Source organism: Pseudomonas sp. NPDC087346 (assembly GCF_044744235.1).
GTDB lineage: Bacteria > Pseudomonadota > Gammaproteobacteria > Pseudomonadales > Pseudomonadaceae > Aquipseudomonas.
On record NZ_JBIUXX010000001.1, the window covers coordinates 231,189 to 255,892 of the forward strand.

Annotated in this window: 18 protein-coding genes; 5 read left to right on the forward strand and 13 right to left on the reverse strand. The window is 59.2% G+C overall.

From position 1 onward, the window contains the following. From selB to fdnG, 6 genes are read right to left on the reverse strand one after another with little or no spacing between them, the layout of a single operon-like run. Positions 1 to 1,920, reverse strand: a complete 1,920-nt coding sequence (gene selB, locus ACIOZM_RS00980; protein WP_401208624.1) for a selenocysteine-specific translation elongation factor — start codon at positions 1,918 to 1,920, stop codon at positions 1 to 3. Continuing rightward, complete coding sequence (gene selA, locus ACIOZM_RS00985; protein WP_401208393.1) at positions 1,917 to 3,323, reverse strand: L-seryl-tRNA(Sec) selenium transferase; 1,407 nt, start codon at positions 3,321 to 3,323, stop codon at positions 1,917 to 1,919. The genes selB and selA overlap by 4 nt, the downstream gene beginning before the upstream one ends. Before the next feature lie 51 nt (positions 3,324 to 3,374). Then, a complete protein-coding gene (fdhE, locus tag ACIOZM_RS00990) occupies positions 3,375 to 4,301 on the reverse strand; it encodes a formate dehydrogenase accessory protein FdhE (RefSeq protein WP_401208396.1) in 927 nt (308 codons plus the stop codon). Between the two features lie 3 nt (positions 4,302 to 4,304). Further along, the gene (locus ACIOZM_RS00995; protein WP_401208399.1) at positions 4,305 to 4,970 is read right to left on the reverse strand and encodes a formate dehydrogenase subunit gamma; all 666 of its coding nucleotides are present in this window, start codon (positions 4,968 to 4,970) and stop codon (positions 4,305 to 4,307) included. After that, complete coding sequence (gene fdxH / locus ACIOZM_RS01000) at positions 4,967 to 5,902, reverse strand: formate dehydrogenase subunit beta (RefSeq protein WP_401208401.1); 936 nt, start codon at positions 5,900 to 5,902, stop codon at positions 4,967 to 4,969. Before fdxH ends, ACIOZM_RS00995 begins: the two co-directional genes overlap by 4 nt. After that, on the reverse strand, positions 5,903 to 8,968 hold the full coding sequence (gene fdnG, locus ACIOZM_RS01005; protein WP_401208404.1) for a formate dehydrogenase-N subunit alpha: 3,066 nt from the start codon (positions 8,966 to 8,968) through the stop codon (positions 5,903 to 5,905). A 331-nt stretch (positions 8,969 to 9,299) separates the two neighbouring features. Between fdnG and ACIOZM_RS01010 the strand changes: the two genes are divergently transcribed. From ACIOZM_RS01010 to ACIOZM_RS01025, 4 genes are all read left to right on the forward strand, one after another. After that, positions 9,300 to 10,454, forward strand: a complete 1,155-nt coding sequence (locus tag ACIOZM_RS01010; protein WP_401208406.1) for a MalY/PatB family protein — start codon at positions 9,300 to 9,302, stop codon at positions 10,452 to 10,454. Positions 10,455 to 10,645: 191 nt separating this feature from the next. Beyond that, positions 10,646 to 11,503, forward strand: a complete 858-nt coding sequence (locus ACIOZM_RS01015; RefSeq protein WP_401208409.1) for an SDR family oxidoreductase — start codon at positions 10,646 to 10,648, stop codon at positions 11,501 to 11,503. A 227-nt stretch (positions 11,504 to 11,730) separates the two neighbouring features. Then, on the forward strand, positions 11,731 to 13,074 hold the full coding sequence (locus ACIOZM_RS01020; protein ID WP_401208412.1) for a cation:proton antiporter: 1,344 nt from the start codon (positions 11,731 to 11,733) through the stop codon (positions 13,072 to 13,074). 185 nt (positions 13,075 to 13,259) lie between these two features. Continuing rightward, the gene (locus tag ACIOZM_RS01025; RefSeq protein WP_401208415.1) at positions 13,260 to 13,556 is read left to right on the forward strand and encodes a hypothetical protein; all 297 of its coding nucleotides are present in this window, start codon (positions 13,260 to 13,262) and stop codon (positions 13,554 to 13,556) included. A 52-nt stretch (positions 13,557 to 13,608) separates the two neighbouring features. Here the strand turns inward: ACIOZM_RS01025 and ACIOZM_RS01030 are convergent, their stop codons facing one another. The 5 genes from ACIOZM_RS01030 to ACIOZM_RS01050 form a co-directional block, all read right to left on the reverse strand. Further along, the gene (locus ACIOZM_RS01030) at positions 13,609 to 14,145 is read right to left on the reverse strand and encodes a hypothetical protein (protein WP_401208417.1); all 537 of its coding nucleotides are present in this window, start codon (positions 14,143 to 14,145) and stop codon (positions 13,609 to 13,611) included. Between the two features lie 64 nt (positions 14,146 to 14,209). Next, entirely contained in the window at positions 14,210 to 16,132 is a 1,923-nt protein-coding gene (locus ACIOZM_RS01035; protein WP_401208420.1) for a PAS domain S-box protein, read from the reverse strand. 93 nt (positions 16,133 to 16,225) lie between these two features. Then, positions 16,226 to 17,134, reverse strand: a complete 909-nt coding sequence (locus ACIOZM_RS01040; RefSeq protein WP_401208422.1) for a zeta toxin family protein — start codon at positions 17,132 to 17,134, stop codon at positions 16,226 to 16,228. 159 nt (positions 17,135 to 17,293) lie between these two features. Further along, a complete protein-coding gene (locus tag ACIOZM_RS01045) occupies positions 17,294 to 19,579 on the reverse strand; it encodes an ATP-dependent DNA helicase (RefSeq protein ID WP_401208424.1) in 2,286 nt (761 codons plus the stop codon). Continuing rightward, the gene (locus ACIOZM_RS01050; protein WP_401208427.1) at positions 19,576 to 21,228 is read right to left on the reverse strand and encodes a VRR-NUC domain-containing protein; all 1,653 of its coding nucleotides are present in this window, start codon (positions 21,226 to 21,228) and stop codon (positions 19,576 to 19,578) included. Before ACIOZM_RS01050 ends, ACIOZM_RS01045 begins: the two co-directional genes overlap by 4 nt. A gap of 205 nt (positions 21,229 to 21,433) precedes the next feature. Here ACIOZM_RS01050 and ACIOZM_RS01055 point away from each other — a divergent pair, with 205 nt between their 5' ends. Then, on the forward strand, positions 21,434 to 21,658 hold the full coding sequence (locus tag ACIOZM_RS01055; RefSeq protein ID WP_401208430.1) for a YgdI/YgdR family lipoprotein: 225 nt from the start codon (positions 21,434 to 21,436) through the stop codon (positions 21,656 to 21,658). Positions 21,659 to 21,774: 116 nt separating this feature from the next. On the opposite strand, the gene ACIOZM_RS01060 is transcribed toward ACIOZM_RS01055, so the two are convergent. Then, positions 21,775 to 22,149 carry a hypothetical protein gene (locus ACIOZM_RS01060; protein WP_401208433.1) on the reverse strand — a complete coding sequence of 125 codons (375 nt, stop codon included), beginning with the start codon at positions 22,147 to 22,149 and terminating at the stop codon, positions 21,775 to 21,777. Positions 22,150 to 22,388: 239 nt separating this feature from the next. Further along, positions 22,389 to 24,242 (reverse strand): polyurethanase, encoded by a 1,854-nt coding sequence (locus tag ACIOZM_RS01065; RefSeq protein ID WP_401208436.1) that lies wholly within the window; start codon positions 24,240 to 24,242, stop codon positions 22,389 to 22,391. Between the last annotated feature and the right edge of the window lie 462 nt (positions 24,243 to 24,704).

Here is a 24,704-nt window from a genome sequence, read left to right on the forward strand (position 1 = left end):
TCAGTTTGCGCCGCTGCTGGCCAGCGCATTGTCATGGCGGATCAGCCGGGACTCGCCCATGCGCCGGGTCAGGCCGATGCGGTCGAAGTATTCGAGAAACTGAATACAGCGTTTGCGTCCCAAGCCTAGCGCATCACGGAAGCTTGTCACCTGGATCTGCGGATTTTCCTCTGCCAGATGCAGCAGCACCGCCGCCATCCGCCGCAGTTGCGTGTCGCTGATAAATAGATCGCGCACCACTTGATGCATCAAACCCAGTCGCGCCAGTTTGCGCAGCAACAGACGCACGACGGCATCCTCCTGGCCCAAAGCTTTCGCAACATCGCGCACCCACGGCGGATCAAAACCGGCCAGCTCAAACAGCGGTTGCAGTTGTAACCAGAGGATTTCATCTTCGGCATTCAAGCGTACCTGATGATCCGGCAGATGCAGCCACGGCCCGCTGGCGTCGATTGAGCCAGCAGCGCGCAACTCATCCAGCAGACTGGCGAACGTCGAACGCTCCAGCGGCAACGCACTGAAACGCCGCAGACGATCACGGTCCGGGCCCATTTGATCGGGCTCCAGTTCATGAAAGCGCGCAAGTTGTTCCAGCAAGGTGAATTTCAACCGAGCCCAACGCTGAGCGTTGAACAGCACCGGGCCTTGTCGCGTGTCGATCATGCGTACGTTTTGCGGTAATGACCAATCTGCACGAGGGCGATTGAACTGGCGTTCCAGTCGTTGCGGATCAAGCCCGGCGACGCCGTGATTGAGCAATACCGGCAGGGTTTGTTCCAGGTTGTGGCTCCCGGCCAGCGCCTTCAATTGCGCCAACCGCTCAGGACTACGCCGTTGCCGCGCCGGGGCAAACGGGTCCAGCACTCGCCCGCCGCCAAGCGTCCGTTGCGCACTCTGGTCACGAATGATCAAGCGATCACCTTTCACCGCATGCACCGGCGCATTGGTCAGCAATTGCGCGAACATCCGTCCGCCCGGTTTCAGCGTCGTCCCCTCAAGTAACGCAACCCGGGCGATCACATCCTGCGTACCAAGATGCACATGCACCGGTTGAAAATGTTCGAAGGTACGAGGCTCGTCAGCCAACAACTGCAACTCGATATCCAGCCGTTGCGTCGGCGCAAACAGCCATTCGGCCAGCAACCATTGGCCGCGATGAATCTGCCCGAGTTCCAGGCGCTCGCCGCTGAGGTTCAATGCCACGCGCTGCCCGGCGAAGGCTTGCTCGGCCGGCTGATTCTGCGCATGCAACCCGCGCACACGAACAGTCTTGCCCGATGGCCCGAGGATCAATTTGTCACCGACCGCCACCGAACCCGACAGCGCCGTCCCCGTCACCACAATCCCGGCACCCGCCACACTGAACGCCCGATCAATCGCCAGACGAAAGCCGCCGATAACCCCGCGATCCTCGACATCGCCCTGCGCCCGTATCAACGCATCACGCAAAGTCTCGACGCCGTCCCCGGTCACGCTCGACACGTCGAGCAACGGCGCCTCGGCAAACGGCCCGGGCGCGAGCAAATCGCTCACCTGCCGACGTACCTCCGCCACCCTGCCCGCCTCGACCCGGTCACACTTGGTGATCGCCACCAACGCCCGGGGAATCCCCAGTAGTTCAACAATCGCCAGATGCTCGCGGGTCTGCGGCATCACGCCGTCATCCGCCGCGACCACCAGCAACACCAGATCAATGCCCTGCGCGCCGGCAAGCATGTTGTGAGTGAATTTCTCGTGCCCCGGCACGTCGATAAACCCGGTCAGCCCGGCACCGGACGCCAGTTCAGCGTAGAGATAACCAAGGTCGATGGTCATGCCTCGCTCGCGCTCCTGCGGGCGGCGATCACCGCTTTGCCCGGTCAACGCTTGCAGCAGCGACGTCTTGCCGTGGTCGATGTGCCCTGCGGTGCCGACGATCACGTTTCGAGCTGCCCAAGCTGCGCCAACCACGCCGGCTCATCGTCGAGTTGCCGCAGATCCAGCCACAGCGCATCGTCGTCAATCCGCCCGAGTACCGGGATCGGCAGCGCCCGCAGTGCCGCTTCAAGATTGAGCAGACAACGCCCGCGCAAACGTTTCGATACCACAGGACGCATGCACAACGCCGCACTCGGCAGACGCGCAACCGGCTGGCTGCCGCTGCCGATCATGCCCAACGCCTGCACCGCGCTGACACTCCAGGTTTCGCCAAGCACTTCAGCCAGCAACGGTTGCAAGCGCAAGGCTTGAGCGAAAATCTCGGTTTGCGGACGGGTCAGCAGACGCAGACTCGGCAAGCGTTCAGCCAGACGATCCGGATCGCGATACAGACCAAGCACCGCTTCCAGTGCGGCCAGGGTCAGTTTGTCCACGCGTAACGCACGTTTCAGCGGGTTCTTCTTGATCTTCGCGATCAACTCTTTGCGCCCGACGATCAACCCCGCCTGCGGCCCGCCAAGCAACTTGTCACCGCTGAAAGTAACGATGTCAGCGCCATCCAGCAGTGCCTGACGCACCGTCGGTTCCGCCGGCAAGCCCCAACGAGTCAAATCCAACAGACTGCCGCTGCCCAGATCCTCCAGCAGCGGCAGCCCGTTGCGGTGCGCCAGTTCCGCCAATTCATCGGTAGACACCCGCGCGGTAAAACCTTCGATGCTGTAGTTGCTCGCGTGCACACGCATGATCAAACCGCTGCGTGGGCTGATCGCTGCCTCGTAATCCTTGGCGTGGGTCCGATTGGTGGTGCCAACCTCATGCAGCCGCACACCGGCCCGGGCCATGATGTCGGGAATGCGAAAAGCGCCGCCGATTTCAATCAGCTCGCCGCGAGAAATGATGCCTTCCTTGCGGGCGCCGAGGCTGTTGAGGGTCAGCAGCACGGCGGCGGCATTGTTGTTGACCACGGTGACGGCTTCGGCACCGGTCAGTTCGCGGATCAAGCCTTCGATCAGATCATCGCGGTCGCCACGTTTGCCGCTGGCCAGATCAAATTCGAGATTCAGCGGATAGCGCGCCGCCATCTGCACCGCTTCGATGGCTTCATCGGGCAGCAAGGCGCGACCGAGATTGGTGTGCAGCACGGTTCCGGTGAGGTTGAACACCCGACGCACGTTGCTGCGTGCCTGCATCGACAGACGTTCGCCAACGCGACCGGCAAGCACTTCGGGGCTGATTTCGATGGCCGCCAATTGCCCGTTCAACACATCGGTGCGCAACTCATCGAGCAACTGCCGCAAGCACGTCAGCAAAGACTCGCGACCATAACGCTCGGCCAGCGGCAGGCACGCCGGATGACGCAACAACCCATCAATGGAAGGTAAACGCAGGGCAACACTCGACGACATCAGCCACTCCCCCGAAAACAAAAGACTGTTCGGCGAGTGTAGACGCTGTGGTCATTCGTCTCCCGGAGCCAGCAACAGATTCGGTGCCAGACGCTGATAACCGTCCTGCGCCAGACGCATATCCAGCAACAGACTGGCGAGATCCCCCGACAACGCCTCGCCTTCGGCGTCGTTCTCCAGATACAGCAATTTCAGGTAACTGTTACAACTCGGACAGATCTCGGCGCGCAGCGGAGCCTGATTCGCGGCATGCCGATCATCTTCAAGACTCAGGTAATCAAGGCCTTTGCTCTGCTCGCAATACACGCATTTGACCCGCACCACATGCCATTCGCAGGCACACAGCGAACACACCAGATAGCGCAGACCGTTGTGTTTGGCGCGATGCCGGATGACCCCGGCCATGGCCGGCGATCCGCAGGCAGGGCATTGGCTGAGGCTGTCACCGGGTTTGAGTTGCAGGTTCGGCGTGCTGAGTAGCCAATGACTCCACGCCACTTGCAGTGCAGCACCAAGAAACGGCACTAATTGCGCCGGCACCATCGAATATTGACCGCTGACCAGCGCCACGCCCCAACTGCGTAATTGGCCGGGACTGGCGACGCGCAACGTGGTCAATGCGTCGATCACTGCCGGTTGTTCCGCAGGCACATAGCGTTGCAGCAAGGCGTCCAGATAAGCCTGCCATGCATCCTCACGGATCAACGTGTCAGCAGCGAACGGCGGCAAACCGTGCTGCTGACACGCTTCGATGCGCTGTGTATCGAATGGCGCGGGCAACGGCGGATCATCGAAAACCTGCTGTTGCGCCCGACACAGTCCGGCGATCAGCCGCAGATATTCAGCCAGCGGATGCCCTTGGGCCAGGCGTTCGAGGCGTTGCGCGCGCAGCGTGAAAAGAGTCTGCGGTGGCAGGTGCAGAAACGGCGGCGAACTGGCCGCCGCTTCGATTTCCCCGGGTTCAAGAATGGTCGCCAAGTGTCAGCCCTTTTTGGTGATCGGTCGTTCCGGCAGCTCGTCCCGCGTGGTGTCGCCGGTGACGTCGCGATACCAGAGTTCGTGGTGTTTTTTCGCCCAGGCGCGGCTGACCCAACCATGCATCATTGCGCTGACAGAACCCTTGATCCAGATCCCTGCGTAGATGTGAATGATGATGCTCAGCACCAGCACAAACCCGGCCAGTGCGTGCAGCAACATCGCCCAGCGGATCAGCGTGATGCCGAAGTAGGCGCTGAAATACGCACGCCAGATCACCAGTCCGGTGAACAACAACCCGAGCATGCACAGCAGTAAAGTCCAGAACAGCATCTTCTGCCCGGCGTTGTACTTGCCAACGGCCGGCACACTTTCCTCATCGTTGACCAGCACCCGGTCGATGCGTCGCAGCCACTTCCAGTCGTTGCCGATGAAGAAGTTCGAGCGCCAGAAGCGCAATACCAGGCCCATGAACAACACGAACATCAGCACACCCATGAACGGATGCAGAATCCGCGTCCACGGCCCGCCGCCGAACAGGTTGCTCAACCAGAACAGCGCCGGGTGAAACAGCGCCAGCCCGGACAGCCCGGCCATGAAGAACAGAATCGCCACCAGCCAGTGATTGGTGCGCTGGTTGGCGGTGTAGCGCAGGATTGGTTTGTTGCTCATGGCCTGCCCTCCCCGCGAGGATCGAAGGTATGCACCGCTGGGTCGACTTGATGCACCGAAGTGTCTGGCGGACTCGGCTGATCATCTTCCTCGGTACGGTTTGGCCCGATCCGCACATAGTGGAAGAACCCGGCCAGCACTGCCGCACCCATGGCCAGCAGCGCCAAAGGTTTGCTGACGCCTTTCCACAGTCCGACCAAGGGGCTGATCGCCGGATCTTGCGGCAGGTTGGCGTAGATTGTCGGCGTGTCGGCGTGGTGCAGCACGTACATCACGTGAGTGCCGCCGACACCCGCCGGGTCATACAGACCGGCGTTCTCGAAACCACGGCTCTTGAGATCGACGATGCGCTCGGCGGCGTGTTCCTTCATGTCCTCTTTGGTGCCGAAAACGATGGCGCCGGTCGGACAGGTTTTCACGCACGCCGGTTCCAGTCCCACCGCGACCCGATCCGAACACAAGGTGCACTTGTAGGCCTTGTGATCCTTCTGCGAAATACGCGGAATGTTGAACGGGCAACCGGTGATGCAATAACCGCAGCCGATGCAGTGATCCTGATCGAAATCGACGATGCCGTTGGCGTGTTTGATGATCGCGCCGGGGCTCGGGCATGCAGCGAGGCAACCGGGCTCGGCGCAATGCATGCAGCCGTCCTTGCGGATCAGCCATTCGAGATTGCCGGCATCGGTTTCGTGCTCGGTAAAGCGCATCAACGTCCAGGTTTCTGCGCTCAAATCCTGCGGATTGTCGTAGGTGCCGTGGTTGTGGCCGATGTCGTCGCGCAACTCGTTCCATTCCGAGCACGCGACCTGGCAGGCCTTGCAGCCGATGCATTTGGTGGTGTCGATCAGCTTGGCCACTTCTTCCTGATTGCGCACCGACGGTGGCACAGTCGTGGTGGCCGAGCGGGCAATGATGTCTTGGCTGGCCATCTATATTTTCTCCACGTTAACCAGGAATGACTTGGATTCCGGGGTCTGTGTATTGCCATCGCCGAGGAACGGCACCAGGGTGTTGGTCAGGTAACCGTGACGCGTCAGGCCGGTGAACCCCCAGTGCAGCGGGATGCCGACTTGATGCACGATCTGGCCGTTGACCTGCAGTGGCCGAATCCTTTTCGTCACCACGGCGACTGCCTCGATGAAGCCGCGTTTACAACTGACGCGCACCCGATCTCCGGCCGCAATGCCCTTCTCCTTCGCCAGCACTTCGCCGATTTCCACGAATTGCTCCGGTTGGGCAATCGCGTTCAACTTGCAGTGCTTGCTCCAGAAGTGGAAATGCTCGGTCAGTCGATAACTGGTGCCGGCATACGGGAAGTCCTTGGCCTCGCCGAGGGATTCCCACACCGAATCGAAGATCCGCGCTGCCGGGTTGCTGGTGGCTTTCTTGTTTTGCGGATGCAACGGGTTGATGCCGATCGGCGTTTCGAACGGCTCGTAGTGCTCGGGGAATGGCCCTTCGTTCATCTTGTCTACGGCGAAGAACCGTGCCACGCCTTCGGGGTTCATGATGAACGGATTCATCCCCGCTTCCGGCGGCACGTCGGCCTTGTAGTCCGGCACATCGGTGCCGCCCCAGGTTTTGCCGTTCCACCAGACCAGACGCTTTTTCGGGTCCCACGGTTTGCCCGAGACATCGGCCGAGGCGCGGTTGTAGAGAATCCGCCGGTTGGCCGGCCACGCCCAGGCCCAGCCCAGATGTTGATGCATGTTGTACGGGTCGGCGTTATCACGTCGGGCCATCTGGTTACCGGCCTCGGTCCAGCTGCCGGCGAAAATCCAGCAACCGGAGGCGGTGCTGCCGTCGTCCTTGAGCAGACCAAACCCCGCCAGTTGCGTCCCGCCTTTAACCGCTACGCCGGTGGCGTCGGTGAAATCGGTGATGGCGCAGCCGTTGATCTCTCTGGCGATTTCTTCTGGCGATGGCTCATCGGTGACTTTGTAGGGCCACGACAGTTTCAGCAGCGGATCGGGGAATTTCCCGCCCTCGGCCTGATAGCGCTTGCGCAGGCGCAGGAACAATTCGCTCATGATGCGAATGTCGGTCTGCGCTTCGCCCGGGCCATCCGCGCCTTTCCAGTGCCATTGCAGCCAGCGACTGCTGTTGACCAGCGAACCGTCCTCCTCGGCAAAACAGGTGGTTGGCAGACGGATGACTTCGGTCTGGATCTCGGCGCTGTTCACATCGTTATACGGACCGACGTTGTGCCAGAACTCCGAGGTTTCGGTGGCCAACGGGTCCATCACCACCAGCCATTTCAACTTGGCCAGTGCCGCCATCACCCGGTTCTTGTCGGGCAACGCGGCAATTGGATTAAACCCTTGGCAGATGTAGCCGTTGACCTTGCCCTGGCCCATCAGATCGAACATCTTCAGGACGTCGTAGTTGGGAATGTCGAGTTTGGGCAGGTAGTCATAGACCCAATTGTTTTCGGCCGTGGCGTTGGCGCCGTACCAGGACTTCATCAGGCTGACGTGGAATTTGCTGTAATTCTGCCAGTAGGACAACTGCCCCGGGCGCAACGGTTTTTGCGTGCGTTTAGTGATGTAGGTGTTGTAGTCCTGCTCACCGTCGCTGCCCAGTGTCAGGTAACCCGGCAACGAGTTGGACAGCAACCCAAGGTCAGTCAGACCTTGAATGTTGGAGTGGCCGCGCAAAGCATTGACGCCCCCGCCCGGCATGCCGACGTTACCCAGCAGCAGTTGCACCATCGCCGCGCTGCGGATGATCTGCGCGCCAATCGAGTGCTGCGTCCAACCCAGTGCGTAGAGAATCGTCATGGTCTTGCCCGGTACCGAGCAAGTGGCGATTTCGTCCCAGATTTTCTGCATGGCATCGACCGGCATGCCGCAGATCTGACTCGCCAGATCGATGTTGTAGCGGCTGTAATGCTGCTTCATCAATTGATAGACGCAGCGCGGGTCTTGCAGGGTCGGGTCGACTTTGGCGAAGCCGTCGTCACCTAGTTCGTAGCCCCAGCCGGACTTGTCGCTATAGGTGCGTTTGGCCGCGTCGTAGCCGCTGAAAATCCCGTCCTCGAAGCCATAACCGGCTTTGACGATGAACGACACGTCGGTGTAATTGCGCACGTACTCGTGCTGGATCTTGTCCTCGGTCAGCAGGTAATTGATCAACCCGCCCATGAAGGCGATGTCGGTGCCGGTACGGATCGGGGCGTAGTAATCGGCCACCGAAGCGGTACGGGTAAACCGTGGATCGACCACAATCAGCCGCGCTTTGTTGTGCGCCTTGGCCTCGGTTACCCACTTGAAGCCGCACGGATGCGCTTCTGCTGCGTTACCACCCATTACCAGAACCAGATTCGCGTTGGCGATGTCGGTCCAGGTGTTGGTCATGGCTCCACGGCCGTACGTCGGGGCAAGACTTGCCACCGTCGGGCCGTGTCAGACACGCGCCTGGTTATCGAACCCCAGCATGCCGAGACTGCGAATCACCTTCTGGGTGATGTAACCGGCTTCGTTGGACGCCGCTGATGCCGCGAGGAACCCGGTAGTCAGCCAGCGATTTACCGTCTGGCCTTTCTCGTTTTTCTCGATGAAGTTGGCATCGCGGTCGGCCTTCATCAGGTCGGCAACGCGGTCGAGCGCTTCCTCCCAACCGATGCGCGTCCATTCAGTGCTGCCGGGTTTGCGCACTTGCGGATACAGCAAGCGGCCCGGGCTGTGAATGAAGTCGAGCAGGCCGGCGCCTTTCGGGCACAGGGTGCCACGGTTTACCGGGTGGTCGGCGTCGCCTTCGATGTGGATGATACTTTGCGCGACATTCTTCGCGGCATCGCCCTGGCTATACATGATCAGACCGCAACCGACCGAGCAATACGGGCAGGTGTTGCGGGTTTCATGAGTGTGGGTGAGCTTGAAGTGACGCACCTGCTCGGCGAAGGCCGGCGTCGGGGCCATGCCCAACGCGCCCAGGCTAGAGCCTGCAAGGCCGATACCGGCGACCTTGAAGAACTGACGACGGCTGAGATCCATCGTGCACTCCTGATCAGGTGGAACCCGGTACTGGTGCCGGGTTTGTTCTGGACAATCACGGTTGCGGCAGAGTCTGCCGACCCTTTGACTGTAGACAATGCCCACACGGTTTGTGTGAAAACCGACCGTCGGCCAACGCAGACCCTGTGGGAGCTGGCTTGCCAGCGATGACGTCAGCATTGGCAACAATGGAGGTATCTGGCCCACCGCTATCGCTGGCAAGCCAGCTCCCACAAGGATCGAGGGGTTCCCATCAAGTACGGGCTCGCTCCCACAGGGGTTGGGGCTTATCATGTCGCCCACGTTCAACCCCGCCTTCACGAGACCGCGCATGACTTTCGATTTTGATCAGGTATTCGACCGCCACAACACCGGCAGCACCAAGTGGAGCCGTTACCCGGCTGACGTGTTGCCGATGTGGGTCGCTGACATGGACTTCGCCGCGCCGCCAGTAATCATCGAAGCACTCCAGCAGCGCCTGCTGCACCCGCTGGTGGGTTACAGCGTGGCTCAGGACAACCTGCGCGAAGCCATCGTCGCCGATCTGTGGGCCAAGTTCGCCTGGCGGGTCAAACCGCAGGAGCTGATCTTTTTGCCGGGCGTCGAGTCGGGTTTCAACATGGCGCTCAAGGCGCTGGTGCAACCTCAGCAGAACGTCGTGGTGCAGACCCCGAACTACCCGCCGCTGCGCCATGCGCCGGGACATTGGGGTCTGAACAAGGTCGAGCTGGAATTCGTCGCACAAGCCGATGGCACCTACGCCACTCCGCTGGACAGCCTGCGAGAGTCCCTGACCGGTGGCGGCGCACTGCTGCTGAGCAACCCGCACAACCCGATTGGCAAAGTCTTTGGCCGTGAAGAGCTGCAAGCCGTAGCCGATATCTGTGTGGCACAGGACGCCTGGATCATCTCCGACGAAATCCACGCCGAGCTGTGCTTCGACGGTCGCGTACACATTCCGACCGCGTCCCTGAGCCCGGAAATCGCCCAGCGCACCATCACCCTGATGTCGGCGAGCAAGGCTTACAACATCGCGGGCCTGAAAACCTCGTTCATGATCATTCAGGATGCGGCGCTGCGTGAGCGGGTCAATCATGCCCGTTGCGGGATGGTCGACAGCGTCAATCCGCTGGGCATGGAGGCCACCCGCGTGGCTTACAGCGAAGGCGCGCCGTGGCTGAAGGAATTGAAAGAGTATCTGCAAGCCAACCGCGATTGGCTGGTGGATGCCGTTCGCACTCGTCTGCCGGGCGTAAGCATTAATGTGCCGCAAGGCACGTATCTGGCGTGGCTCGATTGCTCGGCGCTGGGTCTGGATAACCCGCAACAGTTCTTCCTCGACCGGGCGAAAGTCGGCCTCAGCGCCGGCCTCGACTTCGGCGATCACAGTCAGCAATTCGTACGCCTGAACTTCGGCTGCCCGCGCTCGCTGCTCGAAGAAGGCATTGCCCGCATGGAACGCGCCCTGAAAACCCGCCCCCTCTGACCCACCCCGCCCCATGTAGGAGCTGCGGCACGCTGCGATCTTTTGACTTTGTTTTTTAGAAGCAAAATCAAAAGATCGCAGCGTGCCGCAGCTCCTACAGGGGATTGTGAGCGCTGGGTAAATCCGATCGAACTCAAGCCAGACGCTCCGGGTCAACCCGGAACACTTGTCTTGAAGCCAGGAGATCGGCGATGAATCACTACCCGAAACCACCCTTCCCCAAACAGGCGCAACCGGTTCCCGGTTCCCAGCGCAAGATGGAGCCGTACCCCGATTGCGGCGAGCAAAGCTACGTCGGTTCCGGACGGCTGGCCGGCAAGATCGCCCTGATCACCGGCGCCGACAGCGGGATCGGTCGCGCGGTGGCTATCGCTTTCGCTCGTGAAGGCGCTGATGTTGCAGTGGCCTATCTGAATGAGCACGAGGATGCCAAGGAGACCGCTCGCTGGGTCGAACAGGCCGGTCGCCAGTGTCTTTTACTGCCGGGCGATATCGCGCAAAAAGCCCACTGCCAGTCTCTGGTCGATCAAACCGTGGAGCGCTTCGGCCGCATCGATGTGCTGGTCAACAACGCCGCGTTTCAGATGACCCACAAAACCTTCGAAGAAATCCCCGATGAAGAATGGCAGATGACCTTCGACGTCAACATCACCGCGATATTCCGACTCTGCCAGGCGGCAATCAAACACATGAGTCGTGGCGCATCGATCATCAACACCAGTTCGATCAACTCGGACATGCCCAAGGCCACCCTGCTCGCCTACGCCACCACCAAAGGTGCCATCGCTAACTTTACCGGTGGCCTCGCGCAGATGCTCGGCCCCAGGGAAATCCGGGTGAACTGCGTGGCGCCGGGGCCGATCTGGACACCGCTGATCGTCTCGACCATGCCCGACGACGAAGTGCAGAACTTCGGCGCGCAAACCCCGCTCGGCCGCCCCGGCCAACCGGTGGAAGTTGCACCCATCTACGTGCTGCTGGCCTCGGACGAAGCCAGCTACATCACCGGCCAGCGCTATGGCGTCACCGGCGGCAAACCCATCCTCTGACCCACCACACCCCCCTGTAGGAGCTGCGGCACGCTGCGATCTTTTGATCTTTTTAAAACCAACACCAAAAGATCGCTGCGTGCCGCAGCTCCCACAAGATCAAAAAAAGTGAACGCCGCGACCGGACGTCTCTCAATACTTTTAAAGCCATTACGGCCATTCCCGATCAAGGGGCCGTAATGATCGAGATCCGCCACAAAGAAGTCGCTGACCGGGGTTGTTGAACCATGAGTTTTATCGTCTGGGTTGCGGTCCTCGGCTGCGTGCTGCTCGCGCTTGCATTGACCTCGTCCTACTTGCGCTGGATGCCGGTGACCACCTCAGCGGTATGTTTGTTGCTCGGAGTCGCGATTGGCCCTAGTGGCCTCAATCTGTTGAAACTATCGCTGGAGGGGGCCGCTTCATGGATGGAGCACCTGACGGAAGTCGCGGTGCTTTTCTCGCTGTTTGTCTGTGGACTCAAGCTGCGGTTGCCCTTGCACGACAAACGCTGGCGGATCGCTTTCGGCCTGGCCGGGCCGGTGATGGTGCTGACTATCGCAGCGGTTTGTCTTTTATTGCATTTCGTATTGCAACTGTCCTGGGGACCTTCGCTGTTGATCGGCGCGATGCTGGCGCCGACCGACCCGGTGCTGGCGGCGCTGGTCCAGGTCAACGACTCGCGGGATGTGGACAGTGTGCGTTTCGGCCTGTCCGGTGAGGCCGGGCTCAACGACGGGATAGCCTTTCCGTTTGTGCTGCTCGGGCTGTTGCTGCTCGACGGCTCCGGCCATTCCGGCGAGTGGCCGGATTGGGTCTTGCGCAGTCTGTTGTGGGCGGTGCCTGCGGGGCTGTTGACCGGTTACTGGATGGGTCGCGGCATCGGTCGAGTGACACTGTCGCTGCGTATTCGCAACGAGGACAGCACACTGAGCCCGAATGATTATCTGGCGTTGGCATTGATTGCCCTGGCCTATGTGGCAGCAGAGGCCATTGGTGGTTACGGCTTCCTGTCGGTGTTCGCCGCCGGGCTTGGTTTGCGTCAGGAAGAAGTGAAGTCCACCGGCGCCAGCCAGCCGCCCGCCGAACATCTGGTGCAGCCGGTGGTCGGTCACCAGAATGTCGAGCCGCAACATGCGGTGCATGGCGATACAGAGCAGTTGGCAAGCAGCCAGGTCGCTGCGGGGATCATGATGGGTGACATGTTGTCCTTTGGTAGCCTGGTCGAACGGGCCATGGAAGTGTTTCTGGTCACCCTGCTTGGCGTTGTGCTCTTGGCACATTGGGACTGGAGAGCGCTGCTGGTCGCCGGTGTGCTGTTTTGCGTGATTCGCCCGGTTTGCGTGGCGCTGATGCCATGGGGCGCGTTACTGGATCGCCGGCAGCGCGCGCTGATCGGCTGGTTCGGCATTCGCGGGATCGGCAGCCTGTTCTATCTGTTCTACGCCTTGAACCATGGGCTGAGTGATTCGCTCGCCACGTTATGTACCAACCTGACGCTGTCAGTGGTGGCCCTGAGCATTCTCCTGCACGGCATCAGCACTCAGCCGATACTCGCCCGCTACGAACAGCATAAAAAACAAAAAAACTGATTTTTGTTTGCAGATTCAAGCTGCGAACCATCAAATTTTTTTCTAGAAAAAAATGGATACCGACGCGATTGCCGACAGTCACAAGCATAACCCCTCGCTGGATACGTTCAGCGGGGCCCGGCAGGTTCGGTTCCCCTGCGGCATTGCGCCTATGAAAAGGAATCTCGGAAAATAAGGTTACGGTCATGAAAGAATGCTCGACTCCCGCGCAAATCAAGGCTTGCAGGGCTATGGCTCTGGAGCGTAATCGTCAATTGTTCGAAGAAGCACAAGCGCTCAATCGAGCGGCGCATGAACTATTGGAAGGTCACGATCTGGATATCGAAGAGTTCGAACATTATCGGGCGATGCGTAAAAAAGCTGATTTGCTGTTTGCGCAGGCGATTGAGCATTTGTGCGTGCTGAACGAGGATTTCCCGCCGATCCCGATGTCTGCGCACAATTCGCAGGTGTTGCGCAGGCAGCTTGAAAGTAGTGAGTAATAGAGCAAAGAAAAGCCCGGCATTATCAGCCGGGCTTTTCTTTGTCTGTCGATCAGGCTCCAGGATTGGTCACCTGGATGAACACGGCATAACTGCCCAACATGATCCAGAAAATCGCAAAAATCCACGGCGTGCGCACCGAGAACAGCAACGACTTGCGATATCCCTTGTGGCTTGATTCCATCTCGCTGAACAGCGGCGATTCGTCATACGCCAACCCCATCAGCGGCTCGCTGAGCAGCAGATGACTTTGCTTGAAATGCCAGTGATCGATGATGTCATACGCCGCCCGGATTCCGGGCCAGGCGTTAAGCGAACTGAGCAGTCCGAGTAACGCCAGAAACGGCGGCACCACCAACGTGAACAACTTGCCCCATTCGGGATTGAGGTTGGCCATGCACGAGGCAAAGGCAATCACCAGAAACGACTGTGCCGCCAGATAGGCATCGGTGCGATTGGCCAGAATACTGGTTTCGTACTGGATTTCCCGACGGTAGAAATCCAGTCGTTCCTTGGGTGAACCGAACATCTTGGCGTCGTGTTCGGTCAGGGTTTCTTCGGCTGTGGGCTGGGTCAGTATGCGCGGCAACTTAGGAACCTTCCGGTCGGGAAACCATTTTGAGGGTCTCTCTCGTGGACAAGTTCAGCCGGATTCACTTGACCGATAACGCAATGACCTCCACCAGATTCAACTGGGTGAATGGCTTGGCCAGACGCGGCAGTTGCGCCGCGAAACCTTCCAGACGCTCGGCATAACCAGTTGCCAGAATGATTGGCAGATCCGGTTTAAGTACGCGAACGGCGTGAGCCAATTCGGCACCGCTCATATGTGGCATCGCCATGTCGGTAATGATCAGATCAATGACTTCCCCCTGATCGATCAACGCCAAGGCCTGGGTACCGGACGCCGCGGTGACCACCCGATGGCCAAGGTCTTCGAGCAACAGACTGGTGCTGGTCAACACCAGACTGTCGTCATCCACCACCAATACACTGAGGCGAGGCACTTTTGAGGTTTCGACGGGAGAGTCCTGCGGTTCGAACTTTGCATCGGCGCTGGCAACCGGTAGCCAGAGATCGGCTGTGGTGCCCTCGCCTTTCTGGCTTTTCAGAATGAAACGGCCGCCCAATTGCTCAATGAAACCATGAACCATGGACAGCCCCAGTCCTGTTCCCTTGCCCAGGCCTTTGGTGGTGAAAAACGGGTCCATCGCCGAAGCTAGCGTCGCAGCATCCATACCCTCGCCAGTGTCGGTCACGCTCAGGCACACATAACGGCCGGCTCGCAGCAACGCCTGGCTCTGCTCAAACACGACTTCCGGTTGTGCGCTGATGGTCAAGCTGCCGCCTTCGGGCATCGCGTCTCGTGCGTTGGTCGCCAGATTGAGCACCGCCAGTTCAAGTTGATTGGAATCGGCGAGCACCGGTTCGAGATTCTCGGGGAATCGGGTCTCGAGGTTGACCGTCGGTCCCAGTGAGCTGTGCAACAACCCGCTGATGCCCTGCACCAGTTGTGGAATATCAACCGGTTCGGTCTTGAGTTCCTGGCGTCGGGCGAACGCGAGCATGCGCTGGGTCAGGGAAACGCCGCGTAACGCCCCTTGAGTGGCGTTTTCCAGAAGACGGCTGAGTTTCGGATCATCACCTACGCGTTTGCGCACGATCTCCAGATTGCCGAGGATCACCGTCAGCAGATTATTGAAATCGTGGGCGATACCGCCGCTCAACTGGCCGATGGCCTGCATCTTTTGCGCCTGGAACAACGCCTCGCGGGTCTGTTCCAGCGCCAGTTGTGCCTGATGGGCTTCGGTCACATCGCGGGTGATCTTGGCAAAACCCAGCAAGGTGCCGGTTTCCCCACGAATCGCATCAACCACCACATGCGCCAGAAACCGCGTGCCATCCTTGCGCATCCGCCAACTCTTGTTTTCAAAACGCCCCTCTCGGGTAGCGATCTCCAACGCCCGTTGTGGTTCGCCGAGTGCTCGGTCCTCGGGGGTATAGAAGATCGAAAAGTGCTGGCCGATGATTTCTTCCGGCCGATAGCCCTTGATCCGCTGGGCGCCCTGGTTCCAGTTGCTGACGCGACCTTCAGGGCTGAGCATATAGATCGCGTAGTCGGTAACGCCTTGCACCAGCAAGCGGAACTGTTGCTCGCTCTGTTTAAGGGTTTCCTCTGCCATCTTGCGATCGGTCAGGTCACGGGTGATCTTGGCAAACCCGAGCAACTGTCCGGCAGGACTGAATACCGGATCGATCACCACATGACACCAGAAGTGCGTGCCGTCCTTGCGCACCCTCCAGCCCTCGCCTTCGAAGCGGCCTTCGCCAATCGCCGTATCGAGTGTGCGTTGCGGCATGCCCGCTGCCCGGTCTTCATCGGTATAGAAGCGTGAGAAGTGCTGACCGAGGATTTCCCCTTCCTCGTAACCCTTGAAGCGTTTGGCGCCGGAGTTCCAGCTGATGATAAAACCCTCGGGATCGATCATGTAAATCGCATAATCGACCACCGCATCGATCAGCAGACGGAAACGCATCTCCTCGATCGCTGCGGTCTTGCTCAGGTTTTTACTCATCGGAATCACTGCCTTCATTTCTTTAAACGGGAGTATGCGTCAAACCGGCGGATTGGGAAGCGGCAAACAATGGCTAATTCAACGGGCTGGCTGTCAACGATTTACGTATTTGACGATACGTGCGTACAGCGCGTTGTAGACGAAGTCCGGAACCTGATCGGCAAATTGCCCGGTTTTCATCAGCGCCAGATGGCACTCCCTGATCATTTCATCACGCTCCGCCAGGCTGTTGATCGAGTCGCTGACGATCCGCTCATAGGTGCCATAGGCGTAGGGCTGGTCGGTGGACGTCAGTTCCAGATTGCCTGCCGAATTGCGCACGCAGGTGCTGTGCCCACGCAGTGTGCGCTCTTTCAATTCTCCCAGTCCGCGCTCATAAAGAAAGATCTGCGACCCCTCCACAGTGTTTGCCGCTGCTTCAAACTGGGTGAGCACCGCATGGGAGTTGTTCATGCTGCTTTTCAGTTCGGACGATCGGACGAATCGCTCCAGTTCCTGTTTTTCCAGGCTCTTGAGTGCGCGTTTGACGTTCGATATGAACGCGAATGCGTGACTGCACGCGACTACGTGGACTTCCAGTTGATAACCCTTTGCCGCAGCGGCGGACGGCAGCGCAGCGAACCCGATGCTGTCGAACGCGCACTCCATGATGATGTCGAGTTTGCGCTGGAATGCCTCTTCAAAGATTTTGCCGCAGACCTCCCTCACAAAGGCTTCCGTGTGTTCATAGGCGTGGAGTGCCCCGTGCTTGATCATCTCGGCATATTGCGGGTGTTTTTCCCGGTACTCCGGTTGGTACAGACGCACATAGCCGTCGTAGCTGCGGGAAAGCAGCAGGCTCTTTTCCAGCAGGTAGGTTTTACCCGATGCCTGCACTCCGGCGGTGATCAGCATCCTGGGCGTGGTATGGGCAGTCTTGTTGGCAAACAGCGTGGTGCTGATTTCGGTAAAGGCCTGGGTAACCTGTTCAGGGGAATAAGCGTAATTGGTCGTGATTGTCATGATTTGATGTCCTTATCAGATGGCAGAAAATGCCTGCCTTCTTAATAAAGCCTGATTCAGGACTTTTCTCAAAAACGCTTTAAATCAAGATATGTCACTGTTTTAGATCGGAAAATAATCCTACAGGCCAAGGTCTTTTTACCGACACTTAGCGCTGCTTCATCCTGCCTGCACCGTTGCGTTATCTGCCGATTCAAGTGCCCACCAGCGCGGCAACAATTGCTGAATCCGCTGCTCGGCAAAGCGGTCATCGATCAGCATCACTACCCCGCGATCCTCTCGGGTACGGATTACCCGTCCGGCAGCCTGCACCACTTTCTGCATGCCGGGATAGAGATAGGTGTAGTCGTAACCGGCACCAAAAATCGCTGCCATGCGCCGTTTCATTTGTTCGTTGACCGGGTTCAGTTGTGCCAGCCCCAGCGTGGCAATGAATGCGCCGATCAGGCGTGCGCCGGGCAAGTCGATCCCCTCACCGAACGCCCCGCCCAACACGGCAAACCCCACGCCCTGGCTGTGCGCGGTGAACTGATCGAGAAATTCCTGCCGCTGGGTTTCCGCCATGCCCCGCGACTGCTGCCAGAGAGGAATGTGCGGGTGTCGCTCGGCCAGCAACTGCGAGACCTGTTGCAGGTAATCGAAGCTGCTGAAGAACGCCAGATAGTTGCCCGGGCGTTCGCTGAACTGGCGGGCAATCAGCTCGACAATGGGCTCCAGAGAGGCCTGGCGATGGGTGAATCGGGTGGATATCTGGCTGACGATATGAACCTGCAACTGATCAGCACTGAACGGTGACTCAACGTCGATCCACACGGTGCTTTCCGCTGTGCCGAGCAGGTCGGCGTAATAGTTGCGCGGGCTCAGGGTCGCCGAAAACATCACAGTGCTGCGCGCGGCTGTGAGCCGTGGACGGATGAACTGCGCCGGCACCACGTTGCGCAGGCACAGTTGCGACAGCGGCCGTTTGCGATCCAGATCGCGTTTATTGATATCGAACAGATAGTGCTCGTCGAACAGCTCGGCGACCCGGCCAAATTGCAGCATCTCGAAGTAGAAGTTCTGCAATCCGCTGTCGAGCCCTTGCGGATGATCGTTGAGGTAATCACCGATGCTCGCCGTACACAGGGACAGTGCGTGCAGGAGTTTTTCCGGCGCCTTGTCATAGGCCTGATACGGCGCGATCTGGCCGTTATGCAGCGCATTCCATTCGCGGTTGAGCCGTTGCAGCGAACTTTTCAGTGGTTGCGGCGCGCTCTTGCGCACGCTGGTCAGTGTCGCCTGATCGAGATTGGCGCTGTACATCTGCCGCCCGCGTTCCACCAGGTTATGCGCCTCGTCGACCAATACCGCGACTTTCCACTGATTGAGCTGGGCCAGACCAAACAGCAGCGCGCTGAAATCGAAGTAATAGTTGTAGTCGGCGACCACCACGTCAGCCCAACGCGCCATTTCCTGGCTGAGGTAATACGGACAGACGTCATGTTGGCGGGCGACTTCACGCATCGCCGCTTGATCGAGCAGGCTGACGTGGCTGGCGGCTTCACGGGCGGCGGGCAGACGATCATAGAAGCCTTGGGCCAACGGGCAGGATTCACCGTGGCAGGCTTTGTCCGGGTGTTCGCAAGCCTTGTCGCGGGCGACCATTTCCAGCACCCGCAAGGGCAGCGTTTCGTTACGGTCGAGCAAAACCTGGGCGGCATCCAGCGCCAGTTTGCGCCCCGGGGTCTTGGCGGTGAGGAAAAACACCTTGTCCAGTTGCTGCGGAGCCATGGCCTTGAGCATCGGGAATATCGTGCCGAGGGTCTTGCCGATCCCGGTGGGCGCCTGCGCCATCAGGCAGCGACCGGTGCTGACCGCTTTGAACACTGACTCTGCCAGATGCCGCTGGCCGGGACGGAAATCGGCGTGGGGAAAACTCAACTGCTGCGCGGCCTGGTTGCGCGCTTCACGATGAGTCATTTCCTGCTCGGCCCATTGCAGGAACAACCGGCACTGCTGCTCGAAAAACGCCTGTAAAACTTCGGCGCTGAATGCCTCGACGAGGCAGGTTTCCTTCTCGCTGACGATATCGAAATACACCAGCGCTACGTTGATCTGCTCCAGTCCGAGCTTGCGGCACATCAGCCAGCCGTAGACCTTGGCCTGCGCCCAATGCAACAGGCGGTGATTGGCCGGTTGCTTGCTCAGATCGCCGCGATAGGTCTTGACCTCTTCAAGGCAGTTTTGCGCAGGGTCGTAGCCATCCGCCCTGCCCTTGACCTTCAATTGCAGGAAATCACCTTCGAGCGCCACTTCGCTTTGATAGCTGTCACTGCGCCGGGAGGCCACGGTACGGTGGCCGGCGATACCCTCCAGCGCCGTCGGCGACGGCGTGAAGCGCAAGTCGAGGTCACCGGTCTTGGCGGTGAACTCGCACAGCGCCCGCACTGCAACGCTGTAGCTCAAGCCTCGTGCTCCGCCCATTGCACGTAACACACCGCGACCGGCATCTGGTGTTCGTGACAGAACTCCAGCCAGCGCATCTGGTTATCCTGCAAGCGGTCACCGGGGCCTTTGACCTCGATCATGCGGTAGGTCTTGTCCTGCGGCCAGAACTGGATCAGATCCGGCATGCCGGCGCGATTGGCCTTGATGTCCAGTAACAAGCGGTTGAACCAGTGTTTGAGATGCTGCGCCGGTAAACAGACCAAAGCCTGTTCCAGCAGTTGCTCATTCAGCGCGCCCCAGAATACGAAGGGAGATTGCACACCCCATTTGGCGAGAAACCGTGCGCGTATGGTTTCGGCATAACGGCCATCGTCGAGTTCGGCGAGGCAGGTCTGGAACAGTTCGGCGCGGCGCTCCTGAAAGTCTTCATTGAGCAGATCCACCGGCCCACGCTGGAACGGATTAAAGAACGCCCCCGGCAGCGGCGCGAAAATCGCCGGCCAGCAGAGCAAACCAAACAACGAGTTGATCAGGCTGTTTTCCACGTAATGCACTGGCCCGGCGTCCTGATGCAGGTGCGCCTGCACATGGAATTCCACCGACAGTGCCGGATCGACTCGGGGCAGATGCAGATCAAGCCGCTCCACTTCTCGCGCCTTGACACGCTTGAGCGGCGGCCCGCCGAGCTTGCGTTGCAGCCGAGGCACGATGCGTTGCAGGCCTTGCTGCTCCGCGGCACTTTCCGGCGCCTGACTGGCCAGCGTGCCGAGTTCCAGCGCCACGGTGTATTCGCCGCAGCGTTCCAGCACGCGGATCATCCGCAAGCGCGCGCCGGGATAAGCGCAGTCGCGGTAAATGCTCAGGGCCAGGGCGAACTCGCTGATGCGCTCGCAATACTGCGCGATCTGAAACAACACCTTGCCACGCCGCCGTTGCAGCCACGGGTTGTCGAAATGCAACGCGCTGACCTGCTCGACGATGGGCTCCAGCGGCTCACCAGCCTCGAAACGCAATTGGCAATCGTGCAGGAACAGGCAGGCGTCCACGTCAGCGCGGCTGCGCAAACCTCGGGAATCGGCGCAGAACTCGACTTTTTCGTAGGTAAAGATGCCAAGGTCGGCAAGCACGAATTCCGACCAGTCCTGATACAGGTTGCCGAAGAACATCAGCCGCAATCGGTCGCACAGATTCATGATGGTCAGGCTGAACAACCGGTCGTGCAGCGCCGGGGCCCAGTCGCGCAAGGTGCGTGGATCGGCAAACTGCTCGGCCAATGCGATCAGCCAGTCGTCCTTTCGCCCTTTGGGTTGTTCGATAGACGCGCCGAACGCCTGGAGGATCTCGGCTTTGAGCAATACATCGAACAGTTCCACCATCGCCAGCGGTGCATGCTCATCGAGCCAGCCACGATCCAGCAATGGTTGCGCCGCGTGGGCGATGTCGCCGATTTCCGCATAGCTGAGCTTGCCGGCCCGAAAATGCACACCCTTGCGCATCACCATCCGCACCAGCAGCCCCTGCGAAGCCTGAGGCAGCGCTTTGAAGTCGCGGATAAATCCGTGCTCGCTTTCACTCATCACATCGGCGTAACGAAGCTCAAGCCATTCAAGCACTTGCCGGAAGTTATTGAGGTAATAGAACGGATCGTCGAGCGGGTTTGCGGTCACGGGAATTCTGGGCCATGGCGAGCGAATACTGGTTATGCGTACAGATAACAGTTCTGCCCCGCCCGACGCAAACAGAAAAAGATCAATGGCAGTGGCCGATGTTTTTTTTAACCGATTGATCGAACTTTTCTCGATGCGATGGCACCAACCGCGTTAGAAGGCCGACAATGGTCAGCTTGAACGGCATGAGGAATTTGAGGTGGGTATGAAAATCAAGACTCTGGGCTTGCCCCTGGCAGTAGCGGCCCTGTTGGCACTGGGCGGTTGCTCGACCCCGACCGTGGTGACGTTGCAGAACGGCACCCAGTATTTGACCAAGGACATGCCGAAAACCAAGAACAAGGATGGTTTTTACGAGTTCGAGGATATTTCCGGTGCCACTGTGAAAGTACGGGCTGATGAAGTGGCCACCGTCCGCAAGGAGGACTGAAAACTGCAGGAGTTGCGGCACGCTCGGGCCGCGATCGGACGATCTTTTGACTTTAGGTTTTGAAAAACAAGATCAAAAGATCGCAGCGTGCCGCAGCTCCTACCAGGATTTTGGTGTTATCGCGTTGGGAGTTGGCCGGGGATGCTGTTGTCGCAGGTCACGAACTGATCGCCGCGTCGGCGCAGTTCGTCTTGCAGTCGTCGGCAGCGTTCAAAATCCAGCTGCGTCATGTGGTCGATACTCGGATTACCGGTCATTTCCAGCGGCGCGCCCTCGCTCAGCCGGACGTTCACCAATGGCTGTTCGGGCTGGATCTGGAAACGGCTTTTCTCTTCGACCGGCTCAACGATCTCGGACTTTGCCGGTGCAGGCAATTGATCGGTGCTGATGCCGTAACGGCTGAGAATCGAGCTTTGAGGCAGATCGGCCCAGACATTGGCCGACAACAGTGCCAGTCCCAGAACTCCGATATAGCCTTTGTAACCTTTCACGTTTGAATCTCCTGTACTCAATGGCAGCCTTTACATGACGTATGCGCATGTGTTGGCTTTAGTGCCGATTCCTGTTGGTGCAGGTGTTTGAGTCAGGTAGTGGCCAATGAGTCACTTCATAAACCGAATTGCTTTTAATCGCTAGCAGGCTAGCTCCCACAGGGGATCTTCAGAGCTCATGGATCCCCTGTGGGAGCTAGCCTGCTAGCGATGGCGCCCTTATCGGCACCACATCAACATCAGGCGATCACCACGCCATCGCTGCTCAGACTACTCAGCGACACCCCGACCAGCGTCACCGAATCACCGCCAAACTTCAGCACCGTATCCTGTCCCACCGACGTGGCATGGGCGCGGAAGTCGTCGTTGGGCAACACACCCTGCACGCCGAGGAACACCAGTTTGTCGTTGGCCGTGAAGCCGACCACCCGATCCTGACCAAACGCGCCGTTGAACAGGAACGTATCCGCCCCGCCGCCCGACTCCATCAGGTCATTGCCGGCGCCGCCGACAAACACGTCATTGCCCGCCCCGCCGATCAAGTGATCGTTACCGTCGAGACCGAACAGCCAGTCGCCGCTCGCGTGCGCCTTGAGCGTATCGACGCCGCTGGTGCCTTTGACACTGGATTCGTACTGCGTGAGGTTGTTGCCGACCTTCAAACCGCTGGCCGTGACGCTGTGAATCACATCATCCTTGAACAGCCCCCAGAGAAATCCCGGCTCCTTGGTGACAATGCTGCCGATGTCGCGGGTGATGCTGATTCCGCCGTTGGCATCGCGGATGTACAGGTTGCCGGCACCATCATTGGCGAAGTCGAACTTGTTCACCGACTGCTGCAAGTCGAGGGTGTTGTTGCCCGCGCCGCCGAGCAGGATGTTGTAGCCGCCGCTGTCACGGAAGGTGTCGTTGCCTGCGCGACCTTCGAGGTAGTCGTTGCCGCTACCGCCCTGAATCAGATCGTTGCCGTCGCTGCCAATGATGAAGGTGCTGCCCTTGTGAGTTTCGGCATTGCGGTTGAGGTCCTGCACCCAGGTGTTGGCCCGCGCCGGGTCCGAGAGGTTGGCGACGATGATGGTCGAGTCGCGGCTAGTCAGGTCATAGAACTTCGAGTCCAGCACCCGGGTCATGCCATCGCCGTAGCCGGTGGGCAAGTGTGAGATCCAGGTCGGGATGTTTACGATCGAGAACGGCAGCAGATTCCACGCGGTCGAGGCGTAGTGATCGTTGAAGCTGACGATGTTGTCGGTGGTCGATGCGTGTGGAGCGTCGTGGACGCCGACCGATGCGCCGGTGAAGGTCGAGCCATCGAGCGCGCGGAACACCGGGTCGTTTTCGTAGCCGACGTTGAGCACTTTGTCGGTGGCGCTTTGAGTTGGCGAGGCGTAGGCGATGTAGTTGGAGTCGCTGAAAAAGCCGCCCCACTTGCCGCTACTCAAGTCCGCCATGCTGTTGACTGCCAGTCCGCCGAGGCTGTGGCCGCTGACCAGAATGTCTTTGCCGGTAAGGCCGTTGGCCTTGGCGAAAGCCACCACATCGCTGAGCAGATTGTTGAATGCTTCGCCGACGTAATTCTTCGCGTAGTCCTTGGGGCCGAACGCGGCGAGAAGGTCGTTGATCACGTCGCCGATGGAGTCGCCGATGAGGATTTCACGCGGGCCGCTGGTGCCGCGAAAAGCGATGCCCATTTCCGTGAGATGGCCCTGGGCGTCGTACTTGCCGAGGATTTCCACTTGGGCGCTGGTGTAACCGGCCTTTTCGCCGAAGAAGGTTCCGCGAACGTCGGTCTTGCCGTCATAGCCCAGTTGCGCGGCGGTGATCGGCGTCCAGCCCGCCTGTTTTACTGCGTCGAGCGCGAGTTTTTCCGAATCGGGGTTCCACGGAATACCGGGGATTACCCCTTGCGAGTCAGTGCCACCGATCAGTGCGGTGACCAATGTGGCCGGCAGGCCGAGGCCGAAGCCGTTGTGCTGATAACCGGTGGCAAAGCCGTTATCGAGGTTGTGATAGGAATACAACATGATTGCCATGGCGTCGCTGAACATCGCCTTGGAATCTGTTGTGCCGAAGTTCTTGTAGTCATACACACCCATTGCTATTGCCTCTCTCTTTGTTGGAATTGTTCAGAGATAGCTCACAGCCAGGGCGCCCCTCGCGGGCCGCCCCGGAGCATTTCGATACAACACTTCTTTAACGAACTCAGATCAAAAGATCGCTGCCTCGTTCCACTCGTGAGCTCCTACAAGGATCAACACTGATCCCTGTAGGAGCTGCGGCACGCTGCGATCTTTTGACTTTGCTTCAAAACAAGATCAAAAGATCGCTGCCTCGTTTCACTCGTGAGCTCCTACAAGGATCAACACTGATCCCTGTAGGAGCTGCGGCACGCTGCGATCTTTTGGCTTTGCTTCAAAAACAAGATCAAAAGGTCGCTGCCTCGTTTCACTCGTGAGCTCCTGCAAGGATCAACACTGATCCCTGTAGGAGCTGCGGCACGCTGCGATCTTTTGACTTTGCTTCAAAACAAGATCAAAAGATCGCTGCCTCGTTTCACT